The sequence below is a fragment of the Streptomyces sp. genome (genome assembly GCF_031181705.1).
Lineage (GTDB): Bacteria > Actinomycetota > Actinomycetes > Streptomycetales > Streptomycetaceae > Streptomyces.
Window position 1 is genome coordinate 46,380 of sequence record NZ_JAPSKN010000010.1, and the last position, 14,654, is coordinate 61,033.

Here is a 14,654-nt window from a genome sequence, read left to right on the forward strand (position 1 = left end):
TTCCGGGGGCTGGCCCGCCGCGCTGTGGAGAAGATCTGGATAATCTCTGGAGTTCGCGAGGGGAGGGAGGAACGCGTGGAACAGCCCAACGGCCACCCGTGCCCGGAGTGCGGCGCGCCCAGACAGCGGGACAACACCCCTTCCTGCGTGTGCACCCACCGCGCCGCCGAGGCCCTCCGCGACGCCCGTACGGCCGAGGCGGCGGCGGCGGAGGACTTCGACCCCCTGCGGATCCGCCCGTACGTGGAGATCGACAACGCCCCGGGTCCCGGCCCGGACGCCCCGGCGGGAGAAGGAGAACACGGCAACGCCGACGGCCGGCCGCCCCGGGAGGCGGGCGGCAGGCCCGCGAGCACCTCGACGCTCCCGCCCACGACCCCCGGCGGGCAGCCGCCGCAGGCCTCGGAAGGCACGCCGGCACGCACCACGCCCTCCCCGCAGGGGCCCACGCCCGGCACCGACGGCCAGCCGCCCCGGGCGACGGGCGACAGGCCCGCCAGCACCTCGGCACTCCCGCGAAACCCGGTGGCGACCCCCGGCGCGCAGCCGCCGCTGGCCGCGGGCGGGGGGCTCGCGGGCCCTGTGACGCCCTCACAGCCCTCGACGCCCGACTCGCCCTCTGCCCCGCAGCCGGATCCTGCCGCGCAGACCGTCCCGGCACCGCAGGGGGGCTCCGCGCAGTCCGGGCGGACCGCCAAAGCTGCCGGCACGCCAAGCCGCGCGCAGGCCCCGGACGCCGAGGGAGCCGGCCGGACGCCCTCCCCCGTCCCGCCCACCGGCGCCACCACCCCCTTGCGCCCCGTCGACCAGGACGCGACCACCGTGCTGCCCGCCGCCGCGGACACCACCGTCCTGCCCGCCCCCCTCGTGCCGGGCACGAGTGAGCCCAGCGTCACCGACCTGCGTCTTTTCGACGGGCCGGGTCCGGAGGTCGGGGACGCGGCCGGGCCGGGGGCCGCGTACCGGACCCGGCGCCGGCGCCGTGCGGCCCTGGTCGCCGCTGCCGCCGCCTGCGTCGGCCTGGTGGCCGCGGCCGGGTACGCGACCGGGCTGTTCACCTACGAGAGCCCCTCCCGGAACACGGCGCTGCCGGACGACATCCGGGCGAGCGTGCCGGACGCCCCGTCGAGCAGCGCGGCGTCCGTGTCCCCGGAGGGCACGCCGTCGGCCGGCCCGTCGTCGCCCTCGGCGTCACCTGCGTCGCCGTCCCGCAGCGCGAGCGCGTCGCCCTCCCCGTCGCCGTCCACGGCCGGTGCCTCGCCGAGCCCTGCGCGGTCGTCGTCCGAGCCGTCGGCCGCGCCGGCGTCCGCCGCGCCGACCGGCCCGGGCGCACCGGAGAACGCCGGCCAGAACGGCGGCGCCACCGTCCTGCGCCGCGGCGACAGCGGCCCGGAGGTCACCGAACTCCAGCTGCGGCTGCGGCAGTTGTACCTCTACAACGACGACGCCGACGGCACCTTCGACCAGCGTCTCGAGGACGCCGTCCGCACCTACCAGTGGTCCCGCGGCGTCCAGACCGACGACCTGGGCGTCTACGACCGGCAGACCCGGGAGAGGCTGGAGGCGGAAACCCGGGAGCCGTGACCGCCCCCGTCGCCGTACGGTGAGGCGGTGACCACTCGGGTGATCGTTCTCAACGGCGGTTCCAGTTCCGGCACGTCACACATCGCACGGGTCATCGCCACCCACGTGGTCGGCTGAGCGGGGCCGGCCCTCCGGGACCAGGGGTTCCGGCCGCTCCGGCGACCTGGCCGATCGGCGTTCGCGCCGGTCAGGACGACACCGGCGGACACAGCGAGAGCGGCAGCGGCGAGGCCGCCGCGCGTGCCGCGGCCACAGCGTCCGGGGCCGGCGGTGAGGCACCTGCCGCCGGTGCCCGCGTCTCACCGGCCGCCCTGGCCGGGCGCACTGCCCGGCCCTGCCGGCATGGCCTCAGCCGATGTGCAGCCGGATCGTCCCGTCCGTCTCCGCCTGGACGCGTACCCGCCTGAGGTCCTCCACCACCACGTCCGGCTCGTGGAACGCGGCCCGGGGCCCGACCCCGACGACCGTCATCCCGGCGGCGCGTCCGGCCGCGATCCCGGCTCCTGAGTCCTCGAAGACGACACAGTCCGCGGGCGCGACGCCCAGCTCGGCGGCGCCCTTGAGGAAGCCCTCAGGGTCGGGCTTGCTCGCCCCGACGGACTCCGCGGTGACCCGCACCTCGGGCAGGTCGAGACCGGCCGCGGCCATCCGCGCCGTGGACAGCGGCACGTCGGCGGAGGTCACCAGCGCGTGCGGCAGCCCGCGCAGGGAGGCCAGGAACTCCGGCGCCCCCGGGACCGGGACGACACCGTCCGTGTCGGCCGTCTCCTCGGCGAGCATCCGGGCGTTGTCGGCGTGGTTCTGCTCCATCGGCCGGCCGGGCAGCAGCAGCGCCATCGAGGCGTAGCCCTGCCGCCCGTGGACGACCTTCATGACCTCGTCCCCGTCGAGCCCGTGCCGCTCGGCCCAGCGCCGCCAGACGCGTTCGACGGCGGCGTCGGAGTTGACCAGGGTGCCGTCCATGTCCAGCAGGAGGGCGCGGGCGGTGAGCACGGCGGTGGCCGTCATCGGCAGCTCCAAGGCTCGGGGCGCGTTCCAGCGCGGCAGGGGGCGGACGGCGGCTCGCGTCCGTCGTACCGGGGGACAAGGCGGCCCCGCCCGCCGGTCAGGGAAAACGGGCGGAGGCCACTTTGTTCCCCCACGGTACAAAACAAGTCCCGGTTCGCGCCAGGGGCCCCCTGCGGACGTTCACCCACTGTTCAGCTCAGCCGGCCACGGCCTCCCACAGGCTCCACACCCCGAGACCCAGCATCAGCAGCGCCGCGATCTGCGTGATCAGCCGCAGCGGCACCTTCTTCATCAGCGCCTTCCCGCCGACGATGCCGAGCCCGGCCACCGCCCACAGCGCCAGCACGGCGCCCAGGCCGACGGAGAGCGGGTCGTCGTAGCGGGCGGCCAGGTTCGCGGTCATGATCTGGGTGAGATCGCCGAACTCGGCGACCAGGATGAGCATGAAGCCCGCCCCCGAGACCTTCCAGAAGGACTGGTTCTCCGGCTTGCGGACCTCCTCCTCGTCCTCGCCCTTCTTCAGCAGCAGCACCGCGGCGCCACCCAGGAAGAGCACACCGGTCAGCGCGTGCACGATCTGCTGCGGCAGCAGGGTCAGCACACTGCCGGCCGCCACGGCGAGCGCGACGTGCAGCGCGAAGGCGGCGGCCACCCCGACGAAGACGTAGGAGGCGCGGTACCGGGTGCCGAGGACGAGGCCGGCGAGGGCGGTCTTGTCCGGCAGTTCGGCGAGGAAGACGACGCCGAAGACGACGGCCGTCACGGTCAGGCTGATCAAGGTTCCTCAATCGGTCGGGGCTGCCCCACCGAGAGCGCTGATCCTGTCGGAGACATTCGACGCGACACCTCGGCACGGCAGCGCACTCGGGGCCCGTGCCGTAGGGCACGGGCGCGCACTGCTTGCCGAAGGTCTCGCTGGCCGGTCCGGGAAAGGACCTGCCTCCGGGCGCCGGCTCAGGCGGGCTGAGCAGTATGTCGACGGTCCGGCGAAGAGCTACTCCCCTTCTGCGCCGTCCATGGTACGCGACGACCCCGGAGTGAAAAGTTCCGTCTTGAATCTTGTCATGTCATGCACGCGTCACTAACTTCTCACCGGGCGCACACCTGTGCGCAACACGGCACCGCGAGCATTCCCACGCTCGCACGCCAACACCCCCCTCTCCCCAGGGAGTTCGCATGCCCAGGTTCTACGCGCGTCGACGGCTGAGCGTGGCCGCGGCGTTCACCGCCCTCATATCCTCCGTGGCCCTCTTCAGCGCCCCCACGGCCTCCGCCGCCCTCCCCACCCCGGTCAGCGGCGCCACCGCCCGCTCCTACCTCGCCACCCTCACCGTGGCCACCGAGGACCGCACCGGCTACAACCGCGACCTCTTCCCGCACTGGATCACCCAGTCGGGCGCCTGCAACACCCGCGAGGTCGTCCTCAAGCGCGACGGCACCAACGTCGTCCAGGACTCCGCCTGCGCCGCGACCAGCGGCAGCTGGTACTCCCCCTACGACGGCGCCACCTGGTCGGCCGCCTCCGACGTCGACATCGACCACCTGGTCCCGCTCGCCGAGGCGTGGGACTCCGGCGCCGACTCCTGGACGACCTCCCGCCGCCAGGCCTTCGCCAACGACCTGACCCGCCCGCAGCTCATCGCGGTCACCGACGACGTCAACCAGGCCAAGGGCGACCAGGACCCCGCCACCTGGATGCCCTCCCGGACGACGTACCGCTGCACCTACGTCCGCGCCTGGGTCCAGGTGAAGTACTACTACGGCCTCTCGGTCGACTCCGCCGAGAAGTCCGCCCTGACGAACTACCTCGCGAGCTGCTGACACGCGCGAGGAATTCGTGTCGGAACCTCCCCGCTGACCTCCGTCGTTCCGTACCGTACGGGGCGACGGAGAGGGGAACGCCATGGCCGGACTGCGCCTCGGACCGCTGCTGAGGTACACCGACGGCTCGTCCGCGACCGTCTGGGTCGAGACGAGCCGCCCGTGCACGGCCGAGGTGCGCTGCGCCGACGGCGCCGGCGGCACGGCCCGCACCTTCCAGATCGCGGGGCACCACTACGCGCTCGTGCCGGTGACCGGCCTCACGGCCGGGACGACCACGACGTACGAGGTGCTCCTCGACGACACCCGGGTGTGGCCGCCGCCCGGCTCGCCCTTCCCGCCCTCCGCGATCCACGCGCCGGGCCCGGACGGCGCCCTCCAGGTCGCCTTCGGCTCCTGCCGCTGGGCCTCCCCGCCGGCCGGCGGGGACGACCCCGTCGGCCCGGACGCCCTGGACGCGCTCGCCACCCGCCTCGCGGCCGACCCGGAGGGCGAGCGGCCGCACGTGCTGCTGCTGCTCGGCGACCAGGTGTACGCCGACGAGACCTCCGACGCCACGCAGCAGTGGCTGGCCGAGCGTCGCGACCTGAAGGAGCCGCCGGGCAGCGGGGTCGCGGACTACGAGGAGTACACGCACCTCTACTACGAGTCCTGGCTCGACCCGCGCATCCGCTGGCTGCTGTCCACGGTGCCGAGTTTCATGATCTTCGACGACCACGACGTCATCGACGACTGGAACACCTCCGCCGCCTGGCTCGCCGACATGCGCTCCACCGGCTGGTGGCAGGAGCGGCTGCTGAGCGGCCTGATGTCGTACTGGGTCCACCAGCACCTGGGCAACCTCTCCCCGGAGGAACTGGCGGCCGACCCGGTCTACGAGCGGGTCCGCTCCCTGCCCGACGGCACCGACGTGCTGCGCGCCTTCACCGCCCGGGCCGACGCCGACCCGGCCACGGCCCGCTGGAGCTACCGGCGCGACTTCGGGCGCGTACGGCTGGTCATGGTGGACAGCCGGGCGGCCCGCGTCCTCGACGAGGAGGACCGCGCGATGCTCGACCCGGGCGAGGAGGCCTGGCTGCGCGAGCAGGTCCTGGACTCCCCCGGGGCCTACGACCACCTGCTGATCGGCACCTCCCTGCCCTGGCTGCTGCCCCACCTGGTGCACGACGCGGAGGGGTGGAACGCGGCGCTGTGCCGGGGCGAGCGCGGCCCCCGCTGGGCCCGGCTGAGCGAGAAGGTGCGGCGGGCCGCCGACCTGGAGCACTGGGCGGCGTTCCCCGACTCCTTCGCCGGGCTGGCGGAGCTGATCGCCGAGGCGGGGTCGGGGGCGGACGCGCCGGCGACGGTGTGCGTGCTGTCCGGGGACGTCCACCACGCCTACATCGCCGAGCCCTCGTGGCGTTCCGGGCCGGGGCCGGACGCGCGGGTGGTGCAGCTGGTCTGCTCCCCCGTCCACAACTCGGTGCCGCTGTCGATGCGGCTGGCCTTCCGGGCCGGCTGGAGCGCGGCGGCGCGCGGCTTCGGCCGTTTCCTCGCCCGGCACGGCCGGCTGTCCCGTCCGCCGGTCGGCTGGCGCAAGACGGGCGGGCCCTGGTTCGGCAACCAGCTCATGACCCTGACCCTGCGCGGCCGTTCGGCCCGGCTCCGGCTGGAGCACGCCAAGGCGCGGCAGGGGACGGGCCCTCGGCTGACGACCCTCCTGGACACCGAGCTTGCCCCGTAACTCGCCTCTTTCGCCCGCTTGTTACCGCTGCGTCCCACACTGCCGGTGACGCATGTCACAGTGCGGGCCCGCCTCCCCCGCGGGCCTCGATCAACGCTCCCGACGACGGCATGATGAGGCGGATCGTCCGCTTCCCCTCCGGCGGTCCGCCCGCTTCCCTTCGAGCGGGCCCCGCCGCACGCACCCCCACGCCCTGGAGCCCCACCCTTGTCTGCGTCGCCCGAGGAATCCGCACCGGCAGAGGCATCCGTACCGCTCGGGACGGCGGGGCCGCTCTCCGTCGCCCTCGTCGGGGCCGGGCCCCGGGGCACCAGCGTCCTTGAACGCCTGTGCGCCTCCGCCCCGGAACTCCTCCCGCCCGGAACCCGGCTGACGGTCCACGTGATCGACCCCGACCCGCCCGGTCCGGGCCGCGTCTGGCGCACCGCCCAGTCGCCCGAGCTGCTGATGAACACCGTGGCCTGCCAGGTCACCCTGTTCACCGACGACAGCGTGGACTGCTCGGGCCCGATCCGCCCGGGCCCGAGCCTGTACGAGTGGGCGGACGGCGCTCTGGGGCCGGACGAGTACCCGGCCCGGGCCGACTACGGCCGTTACCTGGAGTGGGTGTTCGCCGAGGTCGTGCGCCTGGCGCCACCCACCGTCCGCATCGAGACGCACCGGGCCCGCGCGATCCGGCTCGACGACGCCCCCGACGGCCGGCAGACCCTCGCCCTGGACGACGGCCGCACCCTGACCGGCCTGTCCGCGGTGGTCCTGGCCCAGGGCCACCTGCCGGTGACCGCCGGCCCGGACCAGGCACGCCTCGCGGCCCACGCCGCCCGTCACGGACTGCGCCACGTCCCGCCCGCCAATCCGGCCGACGTCGACCTGTCCGGCATCGCCCCGGGCGAACCCGTCCTGCTGCGCGGCCTCGGCCTCAACTTCTTCGACCACACGGCCCTGTTGACGACCGGCCGCGGCGGCCGTTTCGTACGGGACGGCGGGGGTCTGCGTTACCTCCCCTCCGGGCGGGAGCCGCGGCTGTACGCCGGTTCGCGGCGCGGCGTCCCGTACCAGGCGCGCGGCGACAACGCCAAGGGCCCGTACGGCCGGCACGTCCCGCTCGTCCTCACGCCCGAGGTGATCGCGGGCTTCCGCAAGCGCGCGGACTCCGGGGAGGCGCCCGACTTCCTGGCGGAGATATGGCCGCTGGTGGCGAAGGAGGTGGAGACGGTCTACTACCGCGCCCTGCTGCGCAGGACGGGCAACGCGCGACAGGACTTCGTTGACCGCTTCCTCGCCGTCCCGCACGGGGACCCGCAAGAGGCGCTGGTGCTCGACGAGTTCGGCGTGGCGGATGCGAGCCGCTGGTCCTGGGAGCGGATCTCCCGGCCGTACGCCGGGCGGGACTTCGACCGTCCGGGCGCCTGGCGCGACTGGCTGCTGTCGTACCTGCGCGAGGACGCCGCGCAGGCCGCCCTGGGCAATGTGCACGGCCCGCTGAAGGCGGCCCTCGACGTCCTGCGCGATCTGCGCAACGAACTCCGGCTGGTCGTCGACCACGGCGGGCTCGCCGGCGCCTCCCGCCGGGACCACCTCGACCGCTGGTACACGCCGCTCAACGCCTTCCTCTCCATCGGCCCGCCCCGGCGCCGCATAGAGGAACTCGCCGCCCTGGTGGAGGCGGGGGTGGTGGAGGTGCTCGGGCCGCGCCTGCGGGTGGCGGAGGAGGCGGGGGGCTGGACGGCGCACTCACCCGACGTGCCCGGTTCGGCCGTCTCTGTGAGAACCCTCGTAGAGGCCCGGCTGCCGGAACCCGACCTGCGCCACACGGCCGACGCGCTCCTCGCCGGACTGCTCCGAACGGGGCAGTGCCGCCCGCACACCGTCGACGGTTACGAGACAGGGGGGTTGGATGTGACGCCACGCCCTTACCATCTGATAGATCGTCAGAATCTCGCTCACACACGACGGTTCGCGTTCGGCGTGCCGACGGAGGGCGTGCACTGGGTGACGGCGGCGGGCGCCCGCCCGGGGGTGGATTCGGTCACTCTTTCGGACGCGGACGCGGTGGCGAGAGGGGCCCTACGTGCGGCGGGGGCCGACACTGGGCTGCGGCCAGAGGTAAAGCAGTGGCCAAATGTTGAACTTGCAAGCACCTGTTAGGCCACCTAACGTGGGGCGATCGGTTCTGTCCCCCGACCGGCCTCCCCCGGGCCGGCCGACCGAAGGAGCCCCCCCCCATGACCGCTCGTCTCAACGGGGCGCAGCCATACGCCCTCGCGTTGTTCCGGATCGTCATCGGCCTGCTGTTCGCCTGCCACGGCGCCGTCGCGCTCTTCGGCGTCCTCGGCGGCGCGGACGGCAAGGGCGGCACGGCCGCGACCGGCGCCTGGCCGAACTGGTACGCCGCCGTCATCGAACTGGTCGGCGGCACCCTGGTCCTGCTGGGCCTCGGCACGCGGGTCGCGGCTTTCGTCTCCTCCGGCGCGATGGCGTACGCGTACTTCAAGGTCCACCAGCCGGAGGCGCTGTGGCCGATCCAGAACAACGGCGAAGGCGCGGCCATGTACTGCTGGGCCATGTTCCTGCTGATCTTCACCGGCTCCGGGGCGTTCGGCCTGGACCGGCTGCTGCGGCGGAGCGCGTCCGAGCAGGGGCCGCGGACGGCGGACCAGGCGCCGGTGGCCGTCTGATTCCCTCCGCGTCCGGCGGACGACAACGGCGCCTTCCCGCATCCGGGAGGCGCCGTTTCCTTCGGCCGGGTAAGTCCCCGGTGCCCCGCTCGCCCGGCCCGCTACCGGCTCCCGGCCGCCCAGCCGAACGGCACCGTGAAGCAGGCCACCCGCGCTCCCGCGCCGCCCGGCACGTCGTGGATCACCACCGAGGACGCCTCCCCCCGCCGGAAGCCCCACGGGTGCCGGGCGCTCGCCGCGCCCCTGCCGTGCCGGTCGGCTCGGAAGTCCAGCCAGACCTCGTTGTGCGGAGCGACATGGTGCGGATCGCCCGACGGCCGGTGCTGGTAGTGCCCGCCGGCGGCCTGCGGGTCGGCGCCGCAGGGTTCGCGGTGCACATGGACGCCGTAGGCGTGCCCGGGCTTCATCCCGGTCACCCGCAGCCGGACGGTCGTGGCACCGTCCCGTGCCGTGCGCTGGCCGACCTCGATCCACGAGGCCACCGGCACGAGCTCACGGTCGTAGGTGAGCGCCGGTGACCGCCCGGCGTCGCCCGGCGGGGCGAACCGGGCGTCCGTCCGCATCGCGTAGACCCCGGCGCCGTCCGGACCGCCCGCGAACAGGGCGGCCGCGACTGCGCCCGCGCATATCCCAGCCAGCATCGTCTCCACCGTTCCTCACCGGTGCGGGCCTTCGGGGACCGCGCGTCTTCTCCGTTGCTACGGGACGTCCGCCCGCACCGCCCTCCGGGACGCGGCAGCCGGGTGACAAGGTGACGACCCGGGACGAGGTGAACACTCCGTACCGAACACACGAGCCCCCCGTGAACCGCCCGTCACACCCCCGCGTACGCTGTATGGCTGTCATCGGCCACCCCCTGCCGCTCCCCCCGCGTCACCGCGGCACGGTCTGGCCCACGGGGGAACACGGGGAGTCGCGGTGCTGGAGCAGGTGGGGTCGCTGATCGGCAGCCCATGGATCTACGCGGTGGTCACCCTCTCCGTGCTGCTGGACGTGTTCCTGCCGGTGCTGCCCAGCGGCATCCTGGTGATCACGGCCGCCACGGCGGCGGCAGCGGGCACGGCGACCGACGTGCCCGACGTCCTCGTCCTGACGCTGTGCGCGGCCACCGCCTCCGTCCTCGGTGACCTGGTCGCCTACCGGCTCGCCTGGCGGGGCGGTGCCCGGCTGGACCGGGCGATCTCGCGTTCCCGGCGGCTGACCACCGCGCAGGAACGTCTCGGCGCCGCCCTCGCACGGGGCGGCGGCGCGCTCGTCGTCCTCGCCCGGTTCGCCCCCGCCGGCCGCTCGGTCGTCTCCCTGGGCGCGGGTGCCGCGCAGCGCCGCGCCCGCGACTTCCTCCCCTGGTCCGCCCTGGCCGGCCTGACCTGGGCCTGCTACAGCGTCTCCCTCGGGTACATCGGCGCCCACTGGCTGGGCGCGAGCTGGCTGGGGACGGCGGTGTCGGTGGGGGCGCTGTTCGGGGCCGGGGCAGGGGCGGCGTATCTGATGCGGCGCGAGCCGAGGACGACGTAGCCCGGGCTCCGGGCCCTCACCACGATCGAACCGACACCTGGAAGCGGCTGGGACATTGACGACAACGGCGTCGCGGAAGGCCTCGGAGAGCACGCGCGCGGCACGGGGGGCGCCCGTCGCGCCACAGCGCCGTCGGGCGGTGCTGTGGGCCACGGCGGGCGTGATCACCCTGGGTTTCCTCGTCGCGCTCCAGATCGTCGCGCACCACCTCGGGATACCCGGGCCGATCACCCAGCAGGCGCGCGAGGTGATCCACGCCCCCAAGTCCGGATTCCTGCTCTACGCCAGCATGGCGCTGACCATGGTGGTGCTCACCTGGCGGCAGCGGCTGATCTCCCTCGGGGCGGCGCTCGGCATCGACCTGGTCTTCCTGACGGTGCGGTGGGCGATCGGCGCCGGTCTGCCGGAGGACGGCCACCCCTTCGGCAACGGCGCGCTGTGGGTCGTCCTGGGCCTCGCCGCCATCGCCCTCACCCGCCGTACCGGACCGGATCGCGTCCTGCTGCTGAAGGGCGTGGGGCTCGGCCTGCTGCTGGTGACCGGCCGCAAGACCGGCGACACCTGGCTGCTGATCACCTCGCAGACCCTCCCGGTCACGCTCGACCCGTACATCGCCATGGCCGATCACGCCCTGGGCAACCCGTCGTGGCTGGCGGGCCGGCTGCTGGAGGCCGGCGGCCCGGTCGCGGAGCACACCCTCGACGCCGTCTACGCCCAGCTCGCGGTCGCGGCGGTCGTCGTCGCGTTGTACCAGCTGCGCGACGTGGCCGCCGAGCGGCGCTTCCCGCGCCACCACCTGGTGCGCACCTTCCTGGTGATCGGTCTCGTCGGACCGGCCGTCTACATGGTCTACCCCGTGGTCGGCCCGATGTTCGCCTACGGCCCCGACGGCGGGACCTGGGCGGCGGCCGACCTGTGGCCGAACACGCTGCCGCCGATCAGCACGCCCTACCACCTGCCCTTCGACGAGATCACTCCGCGCAACTGCATGCCGAGCCTGCACACGGCGTGGGCGACCGCGATCTTCCTCCACACCCGCAGGGGGCCACGCGGTCTGCGGGTCGCGGGCACGTTCTGGCTGGTCGCCACCCTCGCGGCGACGCTGGGGTTCGGCTGGCACTACGGCGTGGACCTCGTCGCCGGCGTGGTGTTCGCGTACACGATCGAGGCCGGGCTGCGCACGTTCGACCGCGGCTGGGACCGGGCGGGGCTCCTGCTGGTCGGCTACGGCACAACCGTCTTCGTCGCGCTCCTGGCGGCGTACCGCTTCGCTCCGCTGGAGATGGCCCGGTACCCGTGGCTCGCCGGACCGCTGCTCCTGCTGGTCATGGCCTCGGTGGTCTACGCCTACCAGCGCCTCATCAAGCTGTGGCAGGGCGTCACCGTCCCGGCACCGCGAACGGAGCCACAGCCGGAGCCGGCGTGAGGCGTCGCGGCGTCCGGGCCGGGCGTCAGCCCGCCCGGCGTCCGGCCCCGGCGCCCCTGACCTCCAGCCCGTCGAGCAGTTCGGCCGTGGCCTGCGCGACGGCCTCCACGGCGCGGTCGAACACCTCCTGGTTGTGAGCGGCGGGGGCGCGGAAGCCCGAAACCTTCCGCACGTACTGCAACGCGGCAGCGCGGATGTCCGCCTCCGTGGCCTCTTCGGGCAGCGCGGGCGGACGAAGCGTCTTGATACTCCGGCACATGCCCCCAGTCTCACCCTTTCGCCACTCCCGCGACAGCGTTTCCTGCCATGATCACGTCCAGGCGGCCACCCTTCCGGGGCCGACCGACGAGAGGAACCTCCGTGACGAACCCTGCGAACGCACTCACCGTGGCCGTCCTGGGCCCCGGCGGCGTGGGCGGCCTGCTCGCCGCCCTGCTCTCCCGCGCGGGCCACCGCGTGATCTGCCTGTCCGGGGAGGAGACGGCGAAGACCCTGCGCACCGACGGCATCCGGGTCCGCAGCGCCCGCTTCGGCGGCTTCACAGCCCGCGTCGAGGCCGACACCGAGCTGCGCGAACCGGTCGACGCCTGTCTGGTGACCGTCAAGCACACCGCCCTCGACGCGGCCCTGCGGCGCGTTGCGGCCTCCGCCCCGGGCGACGGCCTCCTCGTGCCGTTCCTCAACGGCGTCGAACACCCGGCCGCCCTGCGCGCCCGCTACCGCCCCGACCGGGTCGCCCCCGCCGTCATCCGCGTCGAGTCGACCCGGGTCGCCCCGGGCGTCATCGAACACACCAGCCCCTTCGCGGAGATCGACCTGACCGGTACGGACGTACCTCGCGCCCGCCTCGACGCCCTCGCCGAGGCCCTCGGCGCCGCCGGTCCCGACACCCGCGTCCAGGACGACGAGACGGCGACCCTGTGGGCGAAGATGTCGTTCCTGGCCCCCTTCGCCCTGCTGACCACCCGCCACGGCCTGCCCATCGGGGACATCGGCACCCACCACCGCGACGAACTGACGGCCCTGGTCACGGAGACGGCCGCGATCAGCAGCGCGTGCGGCGGGCCGTCGGACCCGGCCCGGGCCCTCGCCCGCTACGACGCGTTCCCGCCCGCGATGAAGTCGTCGATGCAGCGCGACGCGGAGGCGGGCCGGCCGCTCGAACTGGACGCCATCGGGGGCGCGTTGCTCCGCGCCGCCGAGCGCCACGGGATCCCGGCACCGGTGACGGAGCGGATCGTCGGCGAGCTCCGGCTGGTACACCCGTTCGCATGAACCACAGGAAGGAACTCGCTCCACGAATTCGAACAGGCGTATCATTGGGCCGTGGCTACGACCTATGACTTTCCGAGTGACCTCCTCGCCGGTCAGGAGGAACTCCATCAGGTCCGGGCCGAGCTGTCGGCCCTTCTGAAGCGACTTCCCTGGTCGGTGGAGCCGCTGGACGGCTTCAGCGACGACAACGGCTGGCGCAAGGTGGAACGCCCCGCCTCCCCGGGCTGGACCGCCGACGAACAGGCCGAGGTGGAGAAACTCCGGCGGCGCGAACACGAGCTCGCGGTGTTCGTCAGCACGCACCGCTACTGGTCCGAACTGACCGGCCCCGACCGGGTGGCGGCCCGCTCGGAACTGAAACACGCCCACGAGACCCCTCCGGGGGAAGCGGACGGAACGCCGTGACGGAAGAGGCCCCCAGGGAACTCCCCGGGGGCCTCTGACTGCTCGGTGTCCGTGGGCGCGGACGGTTTCGAACCGCCGACATCCTGCTTGTAAGGCAGGCGCTCTACCCCTGAGCTACGCACCCGGCTCCCGGGTCGTGCGCCCAGGACGAGTCGACAGCCTACATGGCCCGGGGCACGGTCCCGCAAACCCGTATCGCGGGTCCCGCCGGGGGTTATCCCCACCCCGGATCCGGGAGCCGCCCGGATCCCCCGGCGGGCCTGGGATCCATACGGTCGTAGAGCGCCCGAGAGCGCCCGTCGTCCGTCCAGGGGGAGATCACCATGGCCCGCGCCACACGCGCCACCGGCACCACCACCGGCAGCGCCGGCACCACCACCAGCAGCGCCACTCGCACCACCCGCACCGCCCTCGCCCGAACGGCCGCCGCCGGTGCCGTCGTCGTCCTCGTCGCCGGGCTCAGCGCCTGCGGTGCCTCCGCGGGGGACGACAAGGAGCCCGAGCGCAGGTCCTTCGCGCTCCAGGGCCGCACCCTCACCGTCGACTCCGACGACTCGGCCCTGGAGATCGTCGCCGCGGACGGCAACCCGCGGGGGAAGATCCAGGTCACCCGCTGGTTCCAGGGCTCGGTCGTCCTCGGCAAGGATCCCGACGTCACCTGGACCATGAAGGACGACCGGCTGGTCCTGCGGCTGGAGTGCTCCGGCTTCGTCGCCGACTGCTCCGCCAAGCACCGCATCGAGGTGCCCCGCGGCATCACCGTGAACGTCCGGGACGGCGACGGCAGCGTCCGCGCCCGCGGCTTCCGCGACCCGCTGGCCATCCGCACGGGCGACGGCTCCGTCCGCGTCAGCGACAGCACCGGTCCCGTGGAGCTGCGCACCGGCGACGGGTCGATCCGCGTCTCCGGTGCCACCGGCCCGCTGCGGATGCGCACCGGCGACGGTTCCATCCGGGCGGACGTCTCCTCCCGGGACGTGCGCACCCACACCGGCGACGGCTCCGTCCGCCTCGAACTGGGCGTCGTGCCCGACCGCGTGGACTCCCGCAGCGGAGACGGCTCCGTGACCATCGACCTGCCCCGCGCCACCTACCGCGTGACCACCGAGACCGGTGACGGCGGCGTCGATGTGTCCGTGCCCCGCGACGAGAGCAGCGCGCATGTGGTGTCCGCCCGCACCGGCGACGGCAAAGTGACGGTCCGAACGGCGAACTAACC

Annotated in this window: 15 protein-coding genes and 1 tRNA gene; 11 read left to right on the plus strand and 5 right to left on the minus strand. The window is 74.0% G+C overall.

Translation table 11 applies throughout. The annotated features are described in order from the left end of the window. Window positions 1-75: 75 nt before the first annotated feature. On the plus strand, window positions 76-1,584 hold the full coding sequence (locus RIN80_RS04090) for a peptidoglycan-binding protein (RefSeq protein WP_309094083.1): 1,509 nt from the start codon (window positions 76-78) through the stop codon (window positions 1,582-1,584). A gap of 39 nt (window positions 1,585-1,623) precedes the next feature. Then, window positions 1,624-1,701: a hypothetical protein gene (locus tag RIN80_RS26530; RefSeq protein ID WP_375141607.1), complete on the plus strand. Its 78-nt coding sequence runs from the start codon at window positions 1,624-1,626 to the stop codon at window positions 1,699-1,701. A 231-nt stretch (window positions 1,702-1,932) separates the two neighbouring features. Here the strand turns inward: RIN80_RS26530 and RIN80_RS04095 are convergent, their stop codons facing one another. Next, complete coding sequence (locus RIN80_RS04095; RefSeq protein WP_309094084.1) at window positions 1,933-2,592, minus strand: HAD-IA family hydrolase; 660 nt, start codon at window positions 2,590-2,592, stop codon at window positions 1,933-1,935. A 196-nt stretch (window positions 2,593-2,788) separates the two neighbouring features. Continuing rightward, window positions 2,789-3,370 carry a TMEM165/GDT1 family protein gene (locus RIN80_RS04100; RefSeq protein WP_309094085.1) on the minus strand — a complete coding sequence of 194 codons (582 nt, stop codon included), beginning with the start codon at window positions 3,368-3,370 and terminating at the stop codon, window positions 2,789-2,791. 398 nt (window positions 3,371-3,768) lie between these two features. Here RIN80_RS04100 and RIN80_RS04105 point away from each other — a divergent pair, with 398 nt between their 5' ends. From RIN80_RS04105 to RIN80_RS04120, 4 genes are all read left to right on the plus strand, one after another. After that, window positions 3,769-4,413, plus strand: coding sequence for an HNH endonuclease family protein (locus RIN80_RS04105; protein WP_309094086.1), 645 nt, complete (start codon window positions 3,769-3,771; stop codon window positions 4,411-4,413). Between the two features lie 82 nt (window positions 4,414-4,495). Further along, window positions 4,496-6,136: an alkaline phosphatase D family protein gene (locus tag RIN80_RS04110; RefSeq protein ID WP_309094087.1), complete on the plus strand. Its 1,641-nt coding sequence runs from the start codon at window positions 4,496-4,498 to the stop codon at window positions 6,134-6,136. A 207-nt stretch (window positions 6,137-6,343) separates the two neighbouring features. Next, complete coding sequence (locus tag RIN80_RS04115) at window positions 6,344-8,284, plus strand: FAD/NAD(P)-binding protein (protein ID WP_309094088.1); 1,941 nt, start codon at window positions 6,344-6,346, stop codon at window positions 8,282-8,284. A gap of 77 nt (window positions 8,285-8,361) precedes the next feature. Next, the gene (locus RIN80_RS04120) at window positions 8,362-8,814 is read left to right on the plus strand and encodes a DoxX family protein (RefSeq protein WP_309094089.1); all 453 of its coding nucleotides are present in this window, start codon (window positions 8,362-8,364) and stop codon (window positions 8,812-8,814) included. Window positions 8,815-8,915: 101 nt separating this feature from the next. Here the strand turns inward: RIN80_RS04120 and RIN80_RS04125 are convergent, their stop codons facing one another. Next, on the minus strand, window positions 8,916-9,455 hold the full coding sequence (locus tag RIN80_RS04125; protein ID WP_309094090.1) for a superoxide dismutase family protein: 540 nt from the start codon (window positions 9,453-9,455) through the stop codon (window positions 8,916-8,918). 277 nt (window positions 9,456-9,732) lie between these two features. Here RIN80_RS04125 and RIN80_RS04130 point away from each other — a divergent pair, with 277 nt between their 5' ends. Both RIN80_RS04130 and RIN80_RS04135 read left to right on the plus strand, forming a co-directional pair. Further along, window positions 9,733-10,329, plus strand: coding sequence for a VTT domain-containing protein (locus tag RIN80_RS04130; protein ID WP_309094091.1), 597 nt, complete (start codon window positions 9,733-9,735; stop codon window positions 10,327-10,329). Window positions 10,330-10,468: 139 nt separating this feature from the next. Beyond that, window positions 10,469-11,755 (plus strand): phosphatase PAP2 family protein, encoded by a 1,287-nt coding sequence (locus RIN80_RS04135; RefSeq protein ID WP_309094092.1) that lies wholly within the window; start codon window positions 10,469-10,471, stop codon window positions 11,753-11,755. Between the two features lie 25 nt (window positions 11,756-11,780). On the opposite strand, the gene RIN80_RS04140 is transcribed toward RIN80_RS04135, so the two are convergent. Continuing rightward, window positions 11,781-12,014, minus strand: coding sequence for a DUF2277 domain-containing protein (locus tag RIN80_RS04140; RefSeq protein WP_309094093.1), 234 nt, complete (start codon window positions 12,012-12,014; stop codon window positions 11,781-11,783). Between the two features lie 101 nt (window positions 12,015-12,115). Here RIN80_RS04140 and RIN80_RS04145 point away from each other — a divergent pair, with 101 nt between their 5' ends. After that, a complete protein-coding gene (locus tag RIN80_RS04145) occupies window positions 12,116-13,030 on the plus strand; it encodes a 2-dehydropantoate 2-reductase (protein ID WP_309094094.1) in 915 nt (304 codons plus the stop codon). A gap of 51 nt (window positions 13,031-13,081) precedes the next feature. Next, window positions 13,082-13,435 (plus strand): hypothetical protein, encoded by a 354-nt coding sequence (locus RIN80_RS04150; protein ID WP_309094095.1) that lies wholly within the window; start codon window positions 13,082-13,084, stop codon window positions 13,433-13,435. 52 nt (window positions 13,436-13,487) lie between these two features. Here the strand turns inward: RIN80_RS04150 and RIN80_RS04155 are convergent. Then, window positions 13,488-13,559: transfer RNA gene (locus RIN80_RS04155), tRNA-Val, on the minus strand. A gap of 199 nt (window positions 13,560-13,758) precedes the next feature. On the opposite strand from RIN80_RS04155, the gene RIN80_RS04160 reads away from it, so the two are divergent. After that, complete coding sequence (locus tag RIN80_RS04160; protein ID WP_309094096.1) at window positions 13,759-14,652, plus strand: DUF4097 family beta strand repeat-containing protein; 894 nt, start codon at window positions 13,759-13,761, stop codon at window positions 14,650-14,652. The last annotated feature ends 2 nt before the right edge of the window (window positions 14,653-14,654 follow it).